Raw genomic sequence first — 16,278 nt, forward strand, 5'->3', positions numbered from 1 at the left:
TCCGCGCGATGAAGCCGGTCATCTTCGGCCTTGCCGGCGAGCGTGTCAGCGCGGAAGAGCGGGCGCTGTTCCAGGCCTGCGACCCCGCGGGCTACATCCTGTTCGGCCGCAACATCGCCGACCGCGCCCAATTGCACGCGCTGACCGATGAGTTGCGCGAGATCGCCGGGCGGGACGATCTGTACATCATGATCGATCAGGAGGGCGGCCGCGTCGCCCGGATGCGCCCGCCGCACTGGCCGGACTGTCCCCCCGCCGCACGCTTCGATGCCCTTTATGATCTCGCGCCCTCCAGCGCCATGGAAGCGGCGCGCTGCAATGCCCGGCTGCTGGGCACGATGCTCTCGGATGTCGGGATCACCGCCAATGCCGCCCCTGTGCTCGATCTGCGCTATCCCGGCGCGAGCGATATTGTGGGGGATCGGTCCTTCGGCGCTGAGCCGATGCGCGTCGCAGCGCTGGGCCGGGCGACGCTGGAGGGACTGAGGGACGGCGGCGTCGCCGGCATCGTCAAGCATATGCCGGGACATGGCCGCGCGCTGGTCGACAGCCACCTCGCTTTGCCCACGGTCTCGGCCAGCGCCGACGAGATGGAGCGCGACCTCGCGCCATTCCGGGCGCTGCGTCACGCTCCGGCGGGGATGACCGCGCATATCGTTTACACCGCCTGGGATGCGGACCGGCCAGCCAGCCTGTCGCCTTATGTGATTCGAGAGATCATTCGCGGCGCCATTGGCTTTGATGGCCTGCTGATGTCCGACGATCTCGACATGAAGGCGCTGAACGGCCCGGCGGATGAACTGGCCGAGGCGGTGGTCGCGGCCGGTTGCGATCTGGCGCTCAACTGCTGGGGGCGGATGGACGAGATGACGGCCATCGCCGCCCGCTTGCCGGACATATCCGATGCGGCGCGCGAGCGGCTGGACCGGGCGATGGCGAGCATCGCCGCAGGGGCCGATCCGGCGTGGCCGGGCGACAAGGCGATGGCGACGCGCGATGCGCTGCTGGCCCTCGCATCGGCATGAGCGCCAGCCCGCCCGTCCAGCCTGCCGATAAGGCGCCGACCGGGCTGTTCGATGGCGAGTGGATGGAGCCTGTCCGCCGCCTGCCGGGCGATGCCATCCTCACCGTCTCGGTGGAAAGCTGGGAAGGGCCGCTCGATCTTCTGCTGGCACTGGCGCGGACGCAGAAGGTGGATCTGCGCGAGATTTCCATCCTCGCCCTTGTCGAGCAATATCTGCGCTTCATTGAGGAAGCGGCCGAACTGCGGCTGGAGCTGGCCGCCGATTATCTGGTGATGGCGGCCTGGCTCGCCTATCTCAAATCTGGCTTGCTGCTGCCCAAGGAAGCGCAGCCCGAGCCCTCGCCCGAGGAACTGGCGCTGCGCCTGCACCTGCGGCTGCAGCGGCTGGAGGCGATGCGCGAGGCGGGCGCCCGCCTGATGGCGCGGGATCGGCTGGGCCGGGATGTCTTCCCCCGCGCGGCGCCGGAAGGATTGCACCGGCCGCGCGCAATCGTTTGGCAGGCCAGCCTGTTCGACATCATTCAGGCTTATGGGCAGGTGAAGGCGCGGACGGCACCGCGCATCCACATCGTCCATCGCCGGCCGGTGATGACGCTAGATGAAGCCATTGAGCGGGTGTCCCGCCTGATCGGCATGGAGCTGGACTGGGCGGAACTGGGCCGGTTCCTGCCCGAGACGGCCGATCCGCAGCTGCGCCGCTCGGCGCTGGCCAGCAGTTTCGTCGCAGCGCTGGAACTGGCGCGGCTGGGACGCGTCGAACTGCGGCAGGAAGAGACGTTCGCGCCGCTGTACCTGCGCGCGCCAGCGGTGCCGTCATGAGCGCGCCGGAGTTCCATGCTACGAGCGAGATGGAGCGTCTCGTGGAAGCCGTGCTGTTCGCGGCCGAGGCGCCGCTGACGGTCGCCGAGATCCAGCGGCATAGCGGGCTGGACGGCGATATCCGGGGCTGCCTGTCGGCGCTGGCCGCGCATTATGCCGGTCGCGGAATCGAACTGGTCGAGCGGGGCGGGCGCTGGCATTTCCAGACGGCGGCTGATCTCAGCCATATCCTGCGCCGCGAGCGGGAGGAGCCGCGCAAGCTCAACCGGGCGGCGGTGGAGACGCTGGCGATCATCGCTTATCACGAACCGGTCAGCCGCGCGGAGATTGAGGCGATTCGCGGCGTGCAGGTGGGCAAGGGGACGCTGGACGTGCTGATGGAGGCGGGCTGGGTGCGCCCGGCGGGGCGGCGAGAGGTGCCGGGACGGCCGCTCACTTATGCGACGACCCCTGATTTTCTCAGCCACTTCGGCCTCTCCGGCCGGCGCGATCTGCCCGGGATCGACGATCTGCGCGCTGCCGGCCTCCTCGATCCGGTCGATCTGGCGATGGAATCACTGGATTTGCAGGGGAGTCTTGAAAATGACCCACAAGATGAAGAAGATGAGGACTGATCGCCTTATTCGATGAGGCAAGGGCTGATGCCGGGATGGCCATTGCGCTATGGACCCGCAGGGCTTAGTTAGGGCGCATTCACAGGAGATTTCTGATGGGTTTCGGTTCCCCGATTCACTGGGTCGTACTGGTGCTGGTGATCGTGCTGCTGTTCGGCGGCGGACGCATCTCCAGCCTGATGGGCGATGTCGCCAAGGGTATTAAGAGCTTCAAGAAGGGCCTTGCGGATGATGACGGCGATACGGCGAGCGCGGCGAAGCCTGCGCAGCGCATCGATCGCCAGTCCGCAGCCGGCGAGAGCAGCGCGACGCGCGAAGAGCAGAAGCTCGAAAGCTGATCCGGGCGGTCTGATCAGGCCAACCTGGCATGTTTGACATTGCGTCCACAGAGCTGCTGCTGATCGCGGTGGTGGCGGTCCTCGTGATCGGCCCCAAGGATCTGCCGCGCGCGCTCTATAAATTCGGTCAGATCGTCGGCAAGGCGCGCGGCATGGCGCGCCATTTCCGCAGCGGCATCGACGCCATGGTGCGCGAAGCCGAGCTTGAGGAACTGCAGAAGCAGTGGGCCAAGCAGAACCAGAAGATCATGGACGAAACCCGCAATACGGAGTTCAGCGATCCGGCGAGCACACCCGCCCTGCAGGATCATAGCGCGCCGGAACTGCTGGGGGATCGTGACGATAAGGTCGCGACCGATGACGTGCCGTCCCATCCCGGTGAGACCGTCGAGGATGCCGGCCCGGCGCACAAGCCCGACGCGCCCGCCGGCGAAAGCATGGCGCAGTCCAGCCTGCCGCTTGGCACCTCCGACGAGCCGAACGGACCGCGTACCGCATGAAGGACATTGACGATACCAAGGCGCCCCTGCTCGATCATCTCATCGAGCTGAGAAAGCGCCTGTTGCGCTGCGTCGCCGCGCTCTTCATTTCCGGCGCGGTCTGCTATTATTTTGCGGGCGACATTCTCGGTTTTCTCGTGGAGCCGCTCAAGCAGGGCTTTGGCAACACGGTCGGAAAGCTCGTTTACACCAAGCTTTATGAGGCGTTCTTCGTGGAATTGAAGGTCGCCATGTTCGGCGCCTTCTTCATCTCCTTCCCGATCACCGCCAACCAACTCTGGGCGTTCATCGCGCCGGGCCTTTATGCCAAGGAAAAGCGGGCGCTGCTGCCCTTCCTGCTGGCAACGCCCATCCTGTTCGTCGGCGGTGCGGCCTTTGCTTATTATCTGGTGATGCCGACCGCATTTCACTTCTTCCTGCGCTTTCAGGGCGATGCGGGCGGGATGCAGCTGGAAGCGCTGCCCAGCGTGGACAGCTATCTCAGCCTCGTCATGCAGTTCATCCTGGCCTTCGGCATCAGCTTTCTTCTGCCGGTGCTGGTGATGCTGCTCAATCGCGCCGGCATCGTCTCGCGCGCGCAATTGGTGGGTGCGCGGCGCTATTTCATCGTCGGTGCGGTGGCTGTGGCGGCGGTTCTCACGCCGCCCGATGTGGTTTCGCAGCTCATGCTCGCCATTCCGCTCATCATCCTCTACGAAATGACGCTGATTTTCATCTGGTTTACGGATCGGCGCGCGGCCCGCGAACAGGGCAAAGACGAGCAGGCGCTCGTCCGGTCCGAATAAGCGCGTTCCGGCAGTGCTGCGGGACAAGCTGGGCTTGCGGCGGCCATGCAATCTCCTGCCTTGCTCAGCGCGCTTCGTCGTCCTAGTCAGTCGCTATGACCGTCCATCCCAATACGATCTCCCTCATCGGTAATACGCCTCTCGTCCGGCTGGCCGGTCCCTCCGAGGCCAGCGGCGCCGAAATCTACGGCAAATGCGAGTTCATGAACCCCGGCGCCTCGGTCAAGGACCGCGCTGCCCTGTTCATCGTGGAAGATGCCGAGGAAAAGGGCCTGCTGCAGCCCGGCGGCACCATCGTCGAAGGGACGGCCGGCAACACTGGCATCGGCCTCGCGCTGGTCGCCAATGCCAAGGGCTATCGCACGATCATCGTCATGCCCGAGACGCAGAGCCGCGAGAAGATGGACACGTTGCGCGCGCTCGGCGCCGAGCTGGTGCTCGTCCCCGCCGCGCCTTATGCCAATCCCGGTCACTTCGTGCACACCTCGCGCCGTCTCGCCGAGGAAACGCCGAACGCGATCTGGGCCAATCAGTTCGACAATATCGCCAATCGCAAGGCCCATATCGTCGGCACGTCCGAGGAAATCTGGGCGCAGATGGAAGGGCGGATCGACGGCTTCACCTGCGCGGCCGGGACGGGCGGCACGCTCGCGGGCGTCGGCCTCGGCCTCAAGCAGAAGAGCGAGGCGATCACCATCGCGCTGACCGACCCCTATGGCGCGGCGCTGTACAATTATTACGCCCATGGCGAGTTGAAGGCGGAAGGCTCCTCGGTCGCCGAGGGGATCGGGCAAGGGCGCATCACCGCCAATCTCGAAGGCGCGCCGATCGACACGCAGTTCCGCATGTCCGATGAAGAGGGCATGATGTGGGTCGAGAAATTGATGGGCGAGGGGCTGTGCGTTGGCCTTTCCACCGGCATCAACGTGGCGGGCGCTGTCGCACTGGGCCGCAAGCTCGGGCCGGGCAGCCGGATCGTCACCATCCTGTGCGACACGGGCCTTCGCTATCTTTCCACGCTTTACAATCGGGACTGGCTGGTTTCCAAGGGATTGACGCCTTTCCCATGGTTGGCGGACTAGGGAGCGCAAAGATGGCGGACAGTCGGCCCGAACGGGAAGCAGTGAGCCGCAAGAGCGACGTTCGCGCCCATCGTGAAGAGTTGCAGCGCGTGCAGATCGGCCTGGTCGGTTTGGCCGCGGTTCTGCTGGTCGTGACGCTGGCGAACCTCATCGTCGATGCCGTTCGCCAGGATGGGACGAGCGATACGGCGACAATGTCGAGCGATGCGTCGTCCGCCGCCGCACAGACTGGTGGTGCCAATACGACCGGCACCCCGGCGCCGACCAACAACGAGCCGCTGGCGGATCTGGGCGTCACGCCGACCACATCGGACAGCGCCGCGCCCATCCTGCCATCGCCCGTGCCCGATCTGGAGCCCGATCCGCAATTGCGTCAGCGCATGGATCAGGACCGCGATCAGGCCCAGTCGCAGCGCCCCGCCCAGCAGCAGACGCCCTGAGCCGTCGCCCGGTTGCCGCGATGCCCCGCACTGCCTTGCTGCTGGCGGCGACGCTTGCCCCTGCCATCCTGTCGCTTCTGCTCGGGCTGACCGGCACCAGCCTGCGGACCGGACGGCTCGATCCGCTCGATTGGCTGTGGCCGGGCGCTGCGGGGATCATTCTGGGTGCCATCCTGCTGACACGCGCCGCCCGCGCCGGGCAGGGTGACCGCGCCGAGGCTGCTCCTGCAAGGTTGCGCTGGCCGACGGTTGCGGCTCTGTGGGCCGTCGTCTCGCTGCCGCCGCTGTGCCTGATCGGGTTGGCGTCCGTCCGTCTGCCCTGGGCCGGCATGATTGCGCTTGCGGCGGGATTGGCCATTGTCGGCAGTCTGTGGGCCTTGGTCGCAGGACGCTCCCGCCGGGTAAGGCTGGGTTCGGCGCTGGCGCTGTGCGCAGGGGCTGTGCTTGTCGTGACCTGGGCCGTGCCGGCCATACGCAAGGCTTCCCAATCCGCCACAGCCGGGGATCGGCCCAGCGTCGCCTTGTTCTCGGCCTTGCCCTTGCACGATGTCGCCCTGGGTGCGGCCCATGGATTGCCGGCGGCGCAGTCGATCGGCCTGCGCTCGCCCTTGCTGCGCGCGCTGGACCTCCATGTCGCCCTGCACCCTCTGGACGCGCTCAATAACCAGAGCCTGGCCGGGCACGAGGCCGTGCTGCTGGCTCAGCCGCGTGCGATGGCGCCCGAAGAACTGGTCGCGCTGGACCGCTGGGTGCGCGCGGGTGGACGCGCGGTGGTGCTGGCCGATCCGCTATTGCTCTGGCCGGACCCGCGCCCGCTCGTCCATCCCGGCCGGCCGCCACTCACAAGTCTGCTCGACCCGCTGCTGGCCCATTGGGGTGTGCGGCTGGAGGCGGCTGAGTTCGGCGCGCAATCCAATAGCGACAACCATCGCCATGGGGGCGAGGCGTCGGATCGGCGGAGCCTGGCGTCAGGCGCCTTGCTGCAGGTGGCAGGCGCCTCTCGTTTCGTGGTGCGCGAACCGACAGCCGGCTGCACGCCCGCCGAGCAGGGGTTCATCGCGACCTGTCGATTGGGCAGAGGGCAGGCGCTGCTGGTGGCGGATGCGGACTGGATCGATGACCGCCTCTGGACGCTGGCCTCGCAGGATGGGGCCGACCGCGCGCTGCGCACCAGCGATGCGCCGGACGTTCTCGCCGCGTGGCTGCGCAACGAGCCGGTCTCGGCCGGCACTTTCACGAGTTGGGTGAAGGACGAGGCCGCTCTGGTGCGGGGTCTCCGCTTCGCGCTGGCCGCTGCGCTTGTCCTTTCCCTCCTGCTGGCGCTGGTGGTGCGCAATCCCCGCTTTTCCCAGCTCATGTTTCGGACAAAAACGGGTCATAATGAGAACATAAGAAAAACGGAGGACATTTCTCCCTAATCTGCCCAAGATTTTCCCATCATTTCCCACTTTATCCAAGATTCTCCCTTTTCTCCCCGGGGGCGGACTGCTAATACCGCAGGCCTAGGGGCACTCGTATCTTCGCGAGTCTATCAACCGGTCAGCTTGGTGCTTTCCGGAGCGGGAAGGCCTGTGCCCCGCGCAGGGAGTTCGTTGGGGTGTCATCGGCTTATTTCATGGGGAACGGGGCCAGTGCCCTGGACGGCAAGGGGCGCTTCGCGCTGCCGATGTCGTTCCGCTCCGTCCTGAATGAGCACAGCACCCAGCCCGGCACCATGCTTGTTCGGGCAGACCCCACCCGCAAATATGTGTCGCTTTTCGGCAGCAAACAGCTCGATTTCTTTCAGAACAAGTTCGACGAGGCCGCCCGCATCGCCATGACCCGTGGCGAGGATTTCGACGCGGAAATGGCGGACGCGAACTTCTGGAGCACCATCAAGACCGTTACCATCGACTCCGGCGGCAGGTTCACCCTGCCGCCGGCTTTTCGGCGGTTGTACGGCATCACCGACGCGCTCTTCATTATCGGGGGCGGTCGCCTCGTCCAGCTTTGGAGCCCCGAGCGCTTCCTCGCCGAGAATTCGGCGAACCTGCTTGCCATCGAGGAATGCGAAACTTTCCTCGATGAGCTCAAGGCCAAACGGGAGGAGCGCTGATGAGCGCGGCTTCCCTTGCGAACCCGCCGGCCGAGCCGCACCGCCCCGTGCTGCTCGACGAAGTGCTGGACGCGCTTGCCATTGCCCCTGGCGAGCGTCATGTCGACGGCACATTCGGTGCCGGCGGGTACAGCCGCGCCATGGCCGCGCGCGGCGCGCGGGTCTTCGCGATCGATCAGGATCCTGACGCCATTGCCGAAGGGCAGGCGGTCGTCGCAGCCAGTGAGGGCGCGATTACGCTGCTCGCCGGCAATTTTGCGCAGATGGAACGGCTGCTGGCTGAGGCCGGTGTCGACAGCGTGGATGGCGTGACGCTGGATATCGGCGTCTCCTCGATGCAGCTCGATCGCGAGCGGCGCGGCTTCTCGTTCCGCTTTCCGGACGCCCCTCTGGATATGCGGATGAGCCAGTCCGGCGAGACGGCGGCCGAATTTCTCAACCGCGTCGATGAGACCGAGCTGGCCGACATCCTCTATCATTATGGCGAGGAGCGGCAGTCGCGCCGTGTCGCGCGCGCCATCGTGGCGGCGCGCCCGCTGGCGACCATCGGCGATCTCGTCGGCGCGGTCCACAAGGCGCTCGGCAAGCGGCCCGGCGACAAGACCGATCCGGCGACGCGGACCTTCCAGGCGATCCGCATTCATCTCAATGGTGAGCTGGATGCGCTGGAGCGCGGTCTGGATGCCGCCGAGGCCGTGTTGCGCCCGGGTGGCCGGCTGGCGGTGGTGACCTTCCACAGCCTGGAAGATCGCATCGTGAAGAATTTTCTCCGCACGCGCAGCGGGCAGGAGGGTGCCGGCTCGCGCCACCGGCCGGAGGTCAAATCCGCCGTGCGGCCGACCTTCCAGAAGCCCGCCCGCGCTGTTCGCCCCGGCGATGCCGAACTCAAGTCCAACCCCCGTGCGCGCTCCGCAACGCTGCGTAGCGCCATCCGAACTGAAGCCCCTGCCATGCACCAATCTGTGGGAGCACGATCATGATCGCCATCAAGCGCTTGCAAAGCATCATGTGGATTCTCGTGGTCGCCATGGGGGCGCTCGCCGCCTATCTGATCAGCCTGCAGGTTGCGACGGAGCGGAACGCGGTGCGGCATACGATTGACCAGATCCGCTGGACCCGCGCGGACATCCGCTATCTTGAGGCGGAATTCGGTGCGCGGGCAACCATGCGTCAGCTCCATGCCTGGAACACCAGCGATCTGCGCCTGTATGTGCCGGCGCCCGCGCAATATCTGCCCAATGAGCGCGCGCTTGCCAATCTGGACCGCATGGCACCGGTGACCGGCGGCTACAGCCCGCCGCCCGTCATGACCGCGATGGCCCAGAATACCCCGCCTGCGCCGGTCGCGGCAGCGCCCGACAAGCCGGCAGCGCGCAGCGGCGCCGATGTGGCCTCGGAATTCGCGTTCATTCGCACTGCCTCGGCTGCCGAGCCCCGGCCGCCCGTGGCGGAGGCTAAGGCGAAAACGGCGCCGGCAACGCGCGCGCCGGCAGAGGCTGCGGCGCGCCGCACTGTCGAGCCCGATCCGGCCTCCCGCAAGGCAGCCCGGCTGGCCCTGCTCGACAAGAAGCTGCTCGGCGGCCCGGCTCTAAGTGAAGCCATGGTGCCCTGATGGCCACCATTTTGGCGCGGCCGGAGCCGCGTTCCGAGAATCGGAAGCCGACAGATCTGGTCACGGTGGCCCACGGCCGGATCATGCTCCTCCTGCTTATTTTCGCCGCGATCACAATGGTGATGGCGGCGAAAATGGTCTGGATGGGCATCGACGCCGGCACCCAGGCGGAGCGCATGGCGAGCCCGATCCCGATTCCGGGGCGCGCTGATATTGTCGACCGCAACGGCGTACCGCTGGCGCGCGATATCGACGGCTACGCCATTGCCGTGCGCCGCGACCGCCTGCTCGGCGATCCGCGCGATCTGGCCAAAAAGCTCCACGCGATCTTCCCGGACCAGTCTGAAGCGGATTTCTACGCCAAGCTGACCTCGGGCGGGCAGTGGAATTACCTCCGCACCCGTGCCGTCCCGCGCGACGTCGCCGCGGTAAATGCGCTGGGCGAGATCGGCATCGAGTTTCCGCGCGAGGCGGAGCGCCTGTATCCGCAGCGCACGCTGGCGGCGCACCTTATCGGTTTCGTCAATCGCGACGGGTTCGGTGCCATGGGCGTCGAACGCGCGTTTGATGACCGGCTGACTGACGAAAAGACGCGCGGGCAGCCGCTGCAGCTCTCCATCGATAGCCGCGTTCAGGCCGCGCTGGAGGAAGAACTTTCGCTCGGCATGGCGGAGCAGAGCGCCAAGGGCGCCGTTGGCATCGTGCTGGATTCGCGAAATGGCGAAGTGATCGCGATGGCGTCTCTGCCCACGTTCAATCCCAACCGCCTGATGCCGGTCGAGGCGCCGATGGTGATGGGCCCGGACGGCCAAATGCGCCGGGGCCAGATCACCTGCGACATGTCGCCGCGCTGCAACCGCGTGGTTCAGGCGCGCTACGAGCTCGGCTCGACGTTCAAGCCGCTGTCCTTCGCCATCGCCATGGATGCGGGTGTCATCGTCAGCATGAGCAAGCGCTATGATGCCACGGCGCCGCTGCCCGTCGGGCGCTTCACTATCAAGGATGACCACCCCCTGGGCCGCTGGCTGACGGTGCCGGAAGCGCTGGTGCACTCCAGCAACATTGTCACGGCCCGCATCGCCGATGAAATGGGGCAAAAGCCGCTTGAGGCTGCCTATCGCTCGCTTGAGTTCGACCGTCCCGCCACCGTGGAGCTCCGCGAACAGGCCGGCACACTGTTCCCGTCGCGCTGGTATCGCACGACCATCATGACGACCGCTTATGGCCATGGCATCGCGGTGACGCCGATGCATTTGGCGAGCGCTTATGCCGCGTTGGTCAATGGCGGCATCTGGCACCCCACCACCGTTCTCAAGCGGAAGCCGAATGAACAAGTGGCCGCGCGCCGGGTGTTCTCCGAGCAGACCAGCGCGAAGATGCGTCAGTTGCTGCGGATGATCGTGCAGACCGGCACCGGGCGCAATGCGGATGCCGAAGGCTATCGCGTCGGCGGCAAGACGGGCACGGCCGAGAAGCCCAAGGATGGCGGCTATGCCCGCCGTTCGCTCGTCTCCACCTTCGCTGCGGCTTTCCCGATGGAAGCGCCGCGCTACGTCGTCATCGTCATGATGGACGAGCCGCAGGGCAGTGCCCGCTACCCGGGCATCCGCACGGCCGCTTATACGGCGGCCCCGGTGGTGAAGTCCTTCGTGTCGCGCGCCGCGCCGCTGCTGGGCGTCTATCCCGAGGCGTTCCGCGACGTCGACATTTCTGAGCTGACCCCGTTGGTCAAAGACGAAGAGGTGGCCGAATGATGCGCCTTTCCACGCTCGTGCCCGATTCGATTGATCCGGCCAAGGATGCCGAGGTGAGCGGCTTCGCGCTGGACCATCGCAAGGTGGCGCCCGGCGCGGTGTTCGGCGCGTTTCGCGGCGCGCGGGTGAACGGCGAGGACTTCATCGACGCCGCCATCGCTGCGGGCGCCGTGGCTGTCGTCGCGGCGCCGGATGCGCGCGTGGCCGGCGTCCCTCACATTGCCGCCGAGGAACCGCGCCGCCTGTTCGCGAGCCTCGCGGCGCGCTATTACGCGCCTTATCCGCAGACGCTGGTCGCGGTCACCGGCACCAACGGCAAGACCTCGACGGTCGAGCTCACCCGGCAGCTTTGGCGCATGATGGGCCATGGCGCCGCGTCCATCGGCACGCTGGGCGTGACGACCGCCGTGGATCAGGTTTCGACCGGCCTCACGACCCCGGACGTGGTGACCTTCCTCTCCAATCTCGCCGGGCTCGCCAAGGAAGGCATCGACCATGTCGCCTATGAGGCGTCGAGCCATGGGCTGGCCCAATATCGTGCCGAGGGGCCGCGCGTTGCGGCGGGCGCCTTCACCAATCTGAGCCGCGATCATCTCGATTATCACGGCACCATGGACATGTATTTCGCGGCCAAGATGCGGCTGTTCGACGAGGTTGTCGCGGATGATGGCGTCGCTGTCATTTGGGCCGATGACGAGCGCTCCGCCGAAGTGATTGAGCATGTGCGTCGCCGGGGCTTGCAGTTGATGACCGTCGGTTCGGCCGGCGAGACGCTGCGGCTGGTGACGCAAACGCCGACACATCTCGGGCAGACGCTTATGATCGAGGCGGAGGGCGCCACGCACAAGGTCGATCTGCCGCTCATCGGCGCCTATCAGGCCGCCAATGCGCTGGTTTCCGCCGGATTGGTCCTCGCAACCGGCGGTGCGCTGAAGACGGTGCTGGGATTGCTCTCGCGCGTGCAGCCGGTGCGCGGCCGGCTGGAACGCGCCGTCATCACCACTGCGGGTGCGCCGGTTTATGTCGATTATGCCCATACGCCCGACGGGCTGCGGGCGGCCATCGAGGCGCTGCGCCCGCACGTGCGCGGTCGGCTCATCACGGTGTTCGGCGCCGGTGGGGATCGCGATGCCGGCAAGCGCCCGCTGATGGGCGGCGTTGCCAGCGACCTGAGCGATGTCGTGATCGTCACCGATGACAATCCGCGCGGGGAAGACCCGCAGGTGATCCGCGCCGCGATCATGGCCGGCGCGCCGGGCGCGCGGGAGATTGGCGGGCGACGGGCTGCCATCGCTGCTGCCATTGCCGAGGCGGGGCCGGACGATATCGTGCTGCTGGCCGGCAAGGGGCATGAGCAGGGCCAGATCATCGGCGACCGCGTGCTGCCGTTCGACGATGTCACCGTGGCGCGGGAATGCGCTGCATGAGCTTGTGGACCTCCGACGAGATTGCCGCAGCGACCGGCGGGGCAGCCTCCACGGCCTTCGCGGTGAGCGGCGTCGCGTTCGATAGCCGGGAGGTCGCGACCGGCGATCTCTTCGTCGCGCTGCATGGCGAGAGCGCGGATGGTCACGCCTATATTCCAGGGGCGCTGGCGTCCGGCGCAGCAGGGCTGCTGGTGGATCGGGCTGTCCAGGGGCCTTGCGTCCGCGTCGCCGACACGGCGAAGGGCCTCGATGATCTTGGCCGTGCCTCCCGCGAACGGACGTCGGCAAAGATCATCGGCGTCACCGGGTCGGTCGGCAAGACCGGCGTCAAGGAAGCGCTGTTCGCCGCCTTCGACCGGATGAGCCAGGGCGCCGCCCATCGTTCGCTCAAGAGCTACAATAATCATGTCGGCGTGCCGCTCTCGCTGGCGCGGATGCCGCGCGAGGCACGTTATGGCGTGTTCGAGATGGGCATGAACCATGAGGGCGAACTGCGCGCGCTGACCGCGCTCGTCCGCCCACATGTCGCCATCGTCACGACGATTGCGCCCGCGCACATCGAATATTTCGGGACGGAAGAGAAGATCGCGCTGGCCAAGGCGGAGATATTCGAAGGCCTTGTCGAGGGTGGCACAGCGGTCATCCCCGCCGACTCGCCCCATGCGCCGCTGCTGACAGACCACGCCCGTCGTCACGCCGGGCAAGTTGTCACCTTCGGGCGCGATGCCGGGGCGGATGTTCGACTAATCGACGAAATGTCCGTGGGCGCTGCCGGCACCCGCATCACCGTGCAGACCCGCGCGGCGCGCCTCAGTCTGGTGGTCGGAATGCCCGGTCGCCACTGGGTCAGCAATGCGCTGGGCGTGCTGGCCGTGGTCGAGGCCGCCGGTGGCGATCTGGCGCAGGCCGGGCTTGCGCTGGCGGAAATGACCGGGCTGCCGGGCCGGGGCGCGCGCCGCCCCATCGCAACCGCGGACGGTGGCGAGGCCTTGATCATCGATGAAGCCTATAACGCCAATCCCGCCTCCATGGCCGCCACATTGGCCCAGCTTGGCGAGGAGCGCGCGCAGCGGCGGATCGCGATACTGGGCGCGATGAAGGAGCTTGGCGACCAGTCCGCGCCGCTTCACGCCGGGCTGGCGCAGGCCATTCGCGATGCGAAGGTGGATGTGGCGCTTCTGGTCGGCGAGGAAATGGCACCGCTCGCCGATGCTCTGGCCAGCGAAATTTCCGTCGAGCATGTCGCAAATGTCGATCAGGCCGTTGAATTCGCACGCTTAACGGTCAAAAGCGGTGATGTGATGCTGGTCAAGGGGTCCAACAGTGTCGGACTTTCGCGACTTGTCGAACAGCTCGCAGCAAGCGAGGTGGCCTGATGCTTTATTGGCTCGCTGAACAACTGAATTTCCCAGGCATCTTCAACCTGGTCCGCTACCTCACATTCCGGGCCGGCGCCGCGATCATGACGGCGCTGATCATCGGGCTGGTGATCGGTCCCCGCTTCATCGGCTGGCTGCGCGTCCGCCAGGGCAAGGGGCAGCCGATCCGAGAAGATGGGCCGCAGACGCACTTCGTCAAGCGCGGCACGCCGACCATGGGCGGGTTGATGATCCTCACCGCCATGGCGAGCGCCGTGCTGCTGTGGATGAACGTCACGTCGGTCTATATCTGGGCCTGCCTCATCGTGACGCTGGGCTTTGGCGCCATCGGTTTCATGGACGATTATGACAAGGTGACCAAGGCGAGCCACAAGGGCCTCTCCGCCCGGGCGCGCCTGCTGGCGGAATTCGGCATTGCCGGTTTCGCCACCTGGCTGATCGTCAGCCAGAATGGCACCTTGCTGTATCTGCCTTTCTGGAGCGGCGGGGCGCTGGACCTTGGGCCGCTTTATTATCTGTTCGGCGCCTTCGTCATCGTCGCCTTCGGTAATGCGGTGAACCTCACGGACGGGCTGGACGGGCTGGCCTCCATGCCGGTGATCGTGGCGTCGATGGCCTTCATGCTGATCGTCTATCTTGTCGGCCGCGCCGACTATGCGTCCTATCTCGGCATTCCCCATGTGCCGGGCGCGGGCGATCTGGTGATCCTGTGCGGCGCGATTGTCGGGGCATGCCTCGCCTTCCTGTGGTTCAACGCGCCGCCGGCGGCGGTGTTCATGGGCGATACCGGCAGCCTCGCGCTGGGTGGCACCATCGGCGTGATCGCCGTCGCGGCCCATCACGAGATCGTGCTCGCCGTGATCGGCGGCATCTTCGTGGTGGAGGCGATGTCGGTCGTCATTCAGGTGTTCTTCTACAAGCGCACTGGCAAAAGGGTGTTCCGCATGGCGCCCATCCATCATCATTTCGAGCAGCTTGGCTGGCCCGAATCCACGGTGGTGATCCGCTTCTGGATCGTCTCCTTCGTGCTTGCGCTCGCCGGTCTTGCGACTTTGAAGCTGCGATGATCATTTCCACCGCCTTTGCCGGCAAGCGCTATGCCGTTCTGGGGCTGGCCCGCTCCGGCCTCGCCACGGTCGACGCGCTGGCCGCCAGCGGTGCTCATGTCATCGCCTGGGACCAGCGCGAGGATGCGCGGGCACTGGTGGCCGACAAGGCCGAGCTGGGCGATCCGATGGAGATGGATCTGGCCGGGCTGGATGCGCTGGTCGTGTCGCCGGGCGTGCCGCTCAACCGTCACCCGGTGACATGCCGCGCGCGCGCCGCCGGCGTGCCGATCATCGGCGACATCGAGCTGTTCGCGCTGGCACGGTCGAGCCTGCCGGCGCATCGCGTGGTCGGCATCACCGGCACCAACGGCAAATCGACCACCACGGCGCTGATCGATCACATCGTGCGCACGGCGGGGCTGCCCTCGCGCATGGGCGGGAATATCGGCCTGCCCATTCTCGCGCAGGCCCCGCTGCCGGAGGGCGGCGTCTATGTGCTGGAGCTTTCCAGCTATCAGATCGACCTGACCTTCAGTCTCGATTGCGACGTGGCGGTGCTGCTCAACATCACGCCAGACCATCTCGACCGCTATGATGGCTTTGAGGGCTATGTCGCCTCCAAGCAGCGCCTCTTTGCCATGCAGTCGCCCGATCATCCGGCGATCATCGCGGTGGACGACGCGGTGACGCGGCGCATCGCCGATGCTCTGCCGCAGACCGTGCCCGTGACGGCCCAGTCGGTTGCGGCCAAGGACCAGTCCCGCTGGCCGGCCTTGCAGGGGCCGCACAATGCGCAGAATGTCGCGGTCGCCAAGGCCGTGGCAGAGGCGCTGGGCATCGCGCCCGAGACGACGGCGCAGGCGCTGGCCAGCTATGTCAGCCTGCCGCACCGCATGCAGCGCGTGGCCGAGATCGACGGCGTGCTGTTCGTCAACGACAGCAAGGCGACCAACGCCGCCTCGACCGCACCAGCGCTTGCTGCCTGGCCGCCGGTCGACGGACGGCCGCGCATCCACTGGATTCTCGGCGGTCTCGCCAAGTCGGATTCGCTCGATGAGTGCGCGGCGGGCTTCCCCAACATCGCGCGTGGCTACACCATCGGCGAGGCCGGGCCGCTGTTTGCCCGTCTGCTGGGTGAGGCCCCCGTGCCCGTCACCGAATGCGAGTTGATGGTGACGGCCGTGGCCGAGGCTGCCGCGCATGCGCAGCCGGGCGATATCGTCCTGCTTTCGCCGGCCTGCGCGTCATTCGATCAGTTCCGGGATTTCGAGGCGCGGGGCGATGCCTTTGCGGCCGCCGTGGCCGCGCTTCGCGATAAAGCAGGGGCAGAAACGGGGGCAGGGGCATGAGCGAGCGCGGG

General features: G+C 66.6%; 17 protein-coding genes. All 17 read left to right on the top strand.

The window, feature by feature from the left end:
- The first annotated feature begins 8 nt into the window (after positions 1–8).
- The 17 genes from nagZ to murD all read left to right on the top strand — a co-directional run bounded on the left by nagZ (position 9) and on the right by murD (position 16,267).
- Positions 9–1,025, top strand: coding sequence for a beta-N-acetylhexosaminidase (gene nagZ / locus M2337_RS06690; RefSeq protein WP_264572188.1), 1,017 nt, complete (start codon positions 9–11; stop codon positions 1,023–1,025).
- Between the two features lie 62 nt (positions 1,026–1,087).
- Positions 1,088–1,843, top strand: a complete 756-nt coding sequence (locus M2337_RS06695) for a segregation and condensation protein A (RefSeq protein ID WP_264572368.1) — start codon at positions 1,088–1,090, stop codon at positions 1,841–1,843.
- Positions 1,840–2,457, top strand: a complete 618-nt coding sequence (gene scpB / locus M2337_RS06700; RefSeq protein WP_264572189.1) for an SMC-Scp complex subunit ScpB — start codon at positions 1,840–1,842, stop codon at positions 2,455–2,457. Before M2337_RS06695 ends, scpB begins: the two co-directional genes overlap by 4 nt.
- Before the next feature lie 95 nt (positions 2,458–2,552).
- Positions 2,553–2,795, top strand: coding sequence for a twin-arginine translocase TatA/TatE family subunit (locus M2337_RS06705; RefSeq protein ID WP_181558851.1), 243 nt, complete (start codon positions 2,553–2,555; stop codon positions 2,793–2,795).
- Between the two features lie 29 nt (positions 2,796–2,824).
- Positions 2,825–3,295: a Sec-independent protein translocase protein TatB gene (gene tatB, locus M2337_RS06710; protein ID WP_264572190.1), complete on the top strand. Its 471-nt coding sequence runs from the start codon at positions 2,825–2,827 to the stop codon at positions 3,293–3,295.
- Positions 3,292–4,080, top strand: a complete 789-nt coding sequence (gene tatC / locus M2337_RS06715) for a twin-arginine translocase subunit TatC (RefSeq protein WP_264572191.1) — start codon at positions 3,292–3,294, stop codon at positions 4,078–4,080. The genes tatB and tatC overlap by 4 nt, the downstream gene beginning before the upstream one ends.
- A gap of 95 nt (positions 4,081–4,175) precedes the next feature.
- Positions 4,176–5,162, top strand: coding sequence for a cysteine synthase A (locus M2337_RS06720; protein ID WP_264572192.1), 987 nt, complete (start codon positions 4,176–4,178; stop codon positions 5,160–5,162).
- Positions 5,163–5,173: 11 nt separating this feature from the next.
- Positions 5,174–5,602, top strand: a complete 429-nt coding sequence (locus tag M2337_RS06725; RefSeq protein ID WP_264572193.1) for a hypothetical protein — start codon at positions 5,174–5,176, stop codon at positions 5,600–5,602.
- Positions 5,603–5,622: 20 nt separating this feature from the next.
- The gene (locus M2337_RS06730) at positions 5,623–7,020 is read left to right on the top strand and encodes a GldG family protein (RefSeq protein ID WP_264572194.1); all 1,398 of its coding nucleotides are present in this window, start codon (positions 5,623–5,625) and stop codon (positions 7,018–7,020) included.
- Between the two features lie 179 nt (positions 7,021–7,199).
- Positions 7,200–7,697 (top strand): division/cell wall cluster transcriptional repressor MraZ, encoded by a 498-nt coding sequence (locus M2337_RS06735; RefSeq protein WP_264572195.1) that lies wholly within the window; start codon positions 7,200–7,202, stop codon positions 7,695–7,697.
- Positions 7,697–8,677 carry a 16S rRNA (cytosine(1402)-N(4))-methyltransferase RsmH gene (gene rsmH, locus M2337_RS06740; protein WP_264572196.1) on the top strand — a complete coding sequence of 327 codons (981 nt, stop codon included), beginning with the start codon at positions 7,697–7,699 and terminating at the stop codon, positions 8,675–8,677. The genes M2337_RS06735 and rsmH overlap by 1 nt, the downstream gene beginning before the upstream one ends.
- Entirely contained in the window at positions 8,674–9,309 is a 636-nt protein-coding gene (locus tag M2337_RS06745; RefSeq protein WP_264572197.1) for a colicin transporter, read from the top strand. Before rsmH ends, M2337_RS06745 begins: the two co-directional genes overlap by 4 nt.
- Positions 9,309–11,063, top strand: coding sequence for a peptidoglycan D,D-transpeptidase FtsI family protein (locus tag M2337_RS06750; protein ID WP_264572198.1), 1,755 nt, complete (start codon positions 9,309–9,311; stop codon positions 11,061–11,063). Before M2337_RS06745 ends, M2337_RS06750 begins: the two co-directional genes overlap by 1 nt.
- Complete coding sequence (locus M2337_RS06755) at positions 11,063–12,490, top strand: UDP-N-acetylmuramoyl-L-alanyl-D-glutamate--2,6-diaminopimelate ligase (protein WP_413716248.1); 1,428 nt, start codon at positions 11,063–11,065, stop codon at positions 12,488–12,490. The genes M2337_RS06750 and M2337_RS06755 overlap by 1 nt, the downstream gene beginning before the upstream one ends.
- Positions 12,487–13,866 carry a UDP-N-acetylmuramoyl-tripeptide--D-alanyl-D-alanine ligase gene (locus M2337_RS06760; protein ID WP_413716229.1) on the top strand — a complete coding sequence of 460 codons (1,380 nt, stop codon included), beginning with the start codon at positions 12,487–12,489 and terminating at the stop codon, positions 13,864–13,866. The genes M2337_RS06755 and M2337_RS06760 overlap by 4 nt, the downstream gene beginning before the upstream one ends.
- Complete coding sequence (gene mraY, locus M2337_RS06765; protein WP_264572201.1) at positions 13,866–14,936, top strand: phospho-N-acetylmuramoyl-pentapeptide-transferase; 1,071 nt, start codon at positions 13,866–13,868, stop codon at positions 14,934–14,936. The genes M2337_RS06760 and mraY overlap by 1 nt, the downstream gene beginning before the upstream one ends.
- Positions 14,933–16,267 carry a UDP-N-acetylmuramoyl-L-alanine--D-glutamate ligase gene (gene murD / locus M2337_RS06770; RefSeq protein WP_264572202.1) on the top strand — a complete coding sequence of 445 codons (1,335 nt, stop codon included), beginning with the start codon at positions 14,933–14,935 and terminating at the stop codon, positions 16,265–16,267. Before mraY ends, murD begins: the two co-directional genes overlap by 4 nt.
- Positions 16,268–16,278: the final 11 nt, after the last annotated feature.

The organism is Sphingobium sp. B2D3A, assembly GCF_025961795.1.
GTDB lineage: Bacteria > Pseudomonadota > Alphaproteobacteria > Sphingomonadales > Sphingomonadaceae > Sphingobium.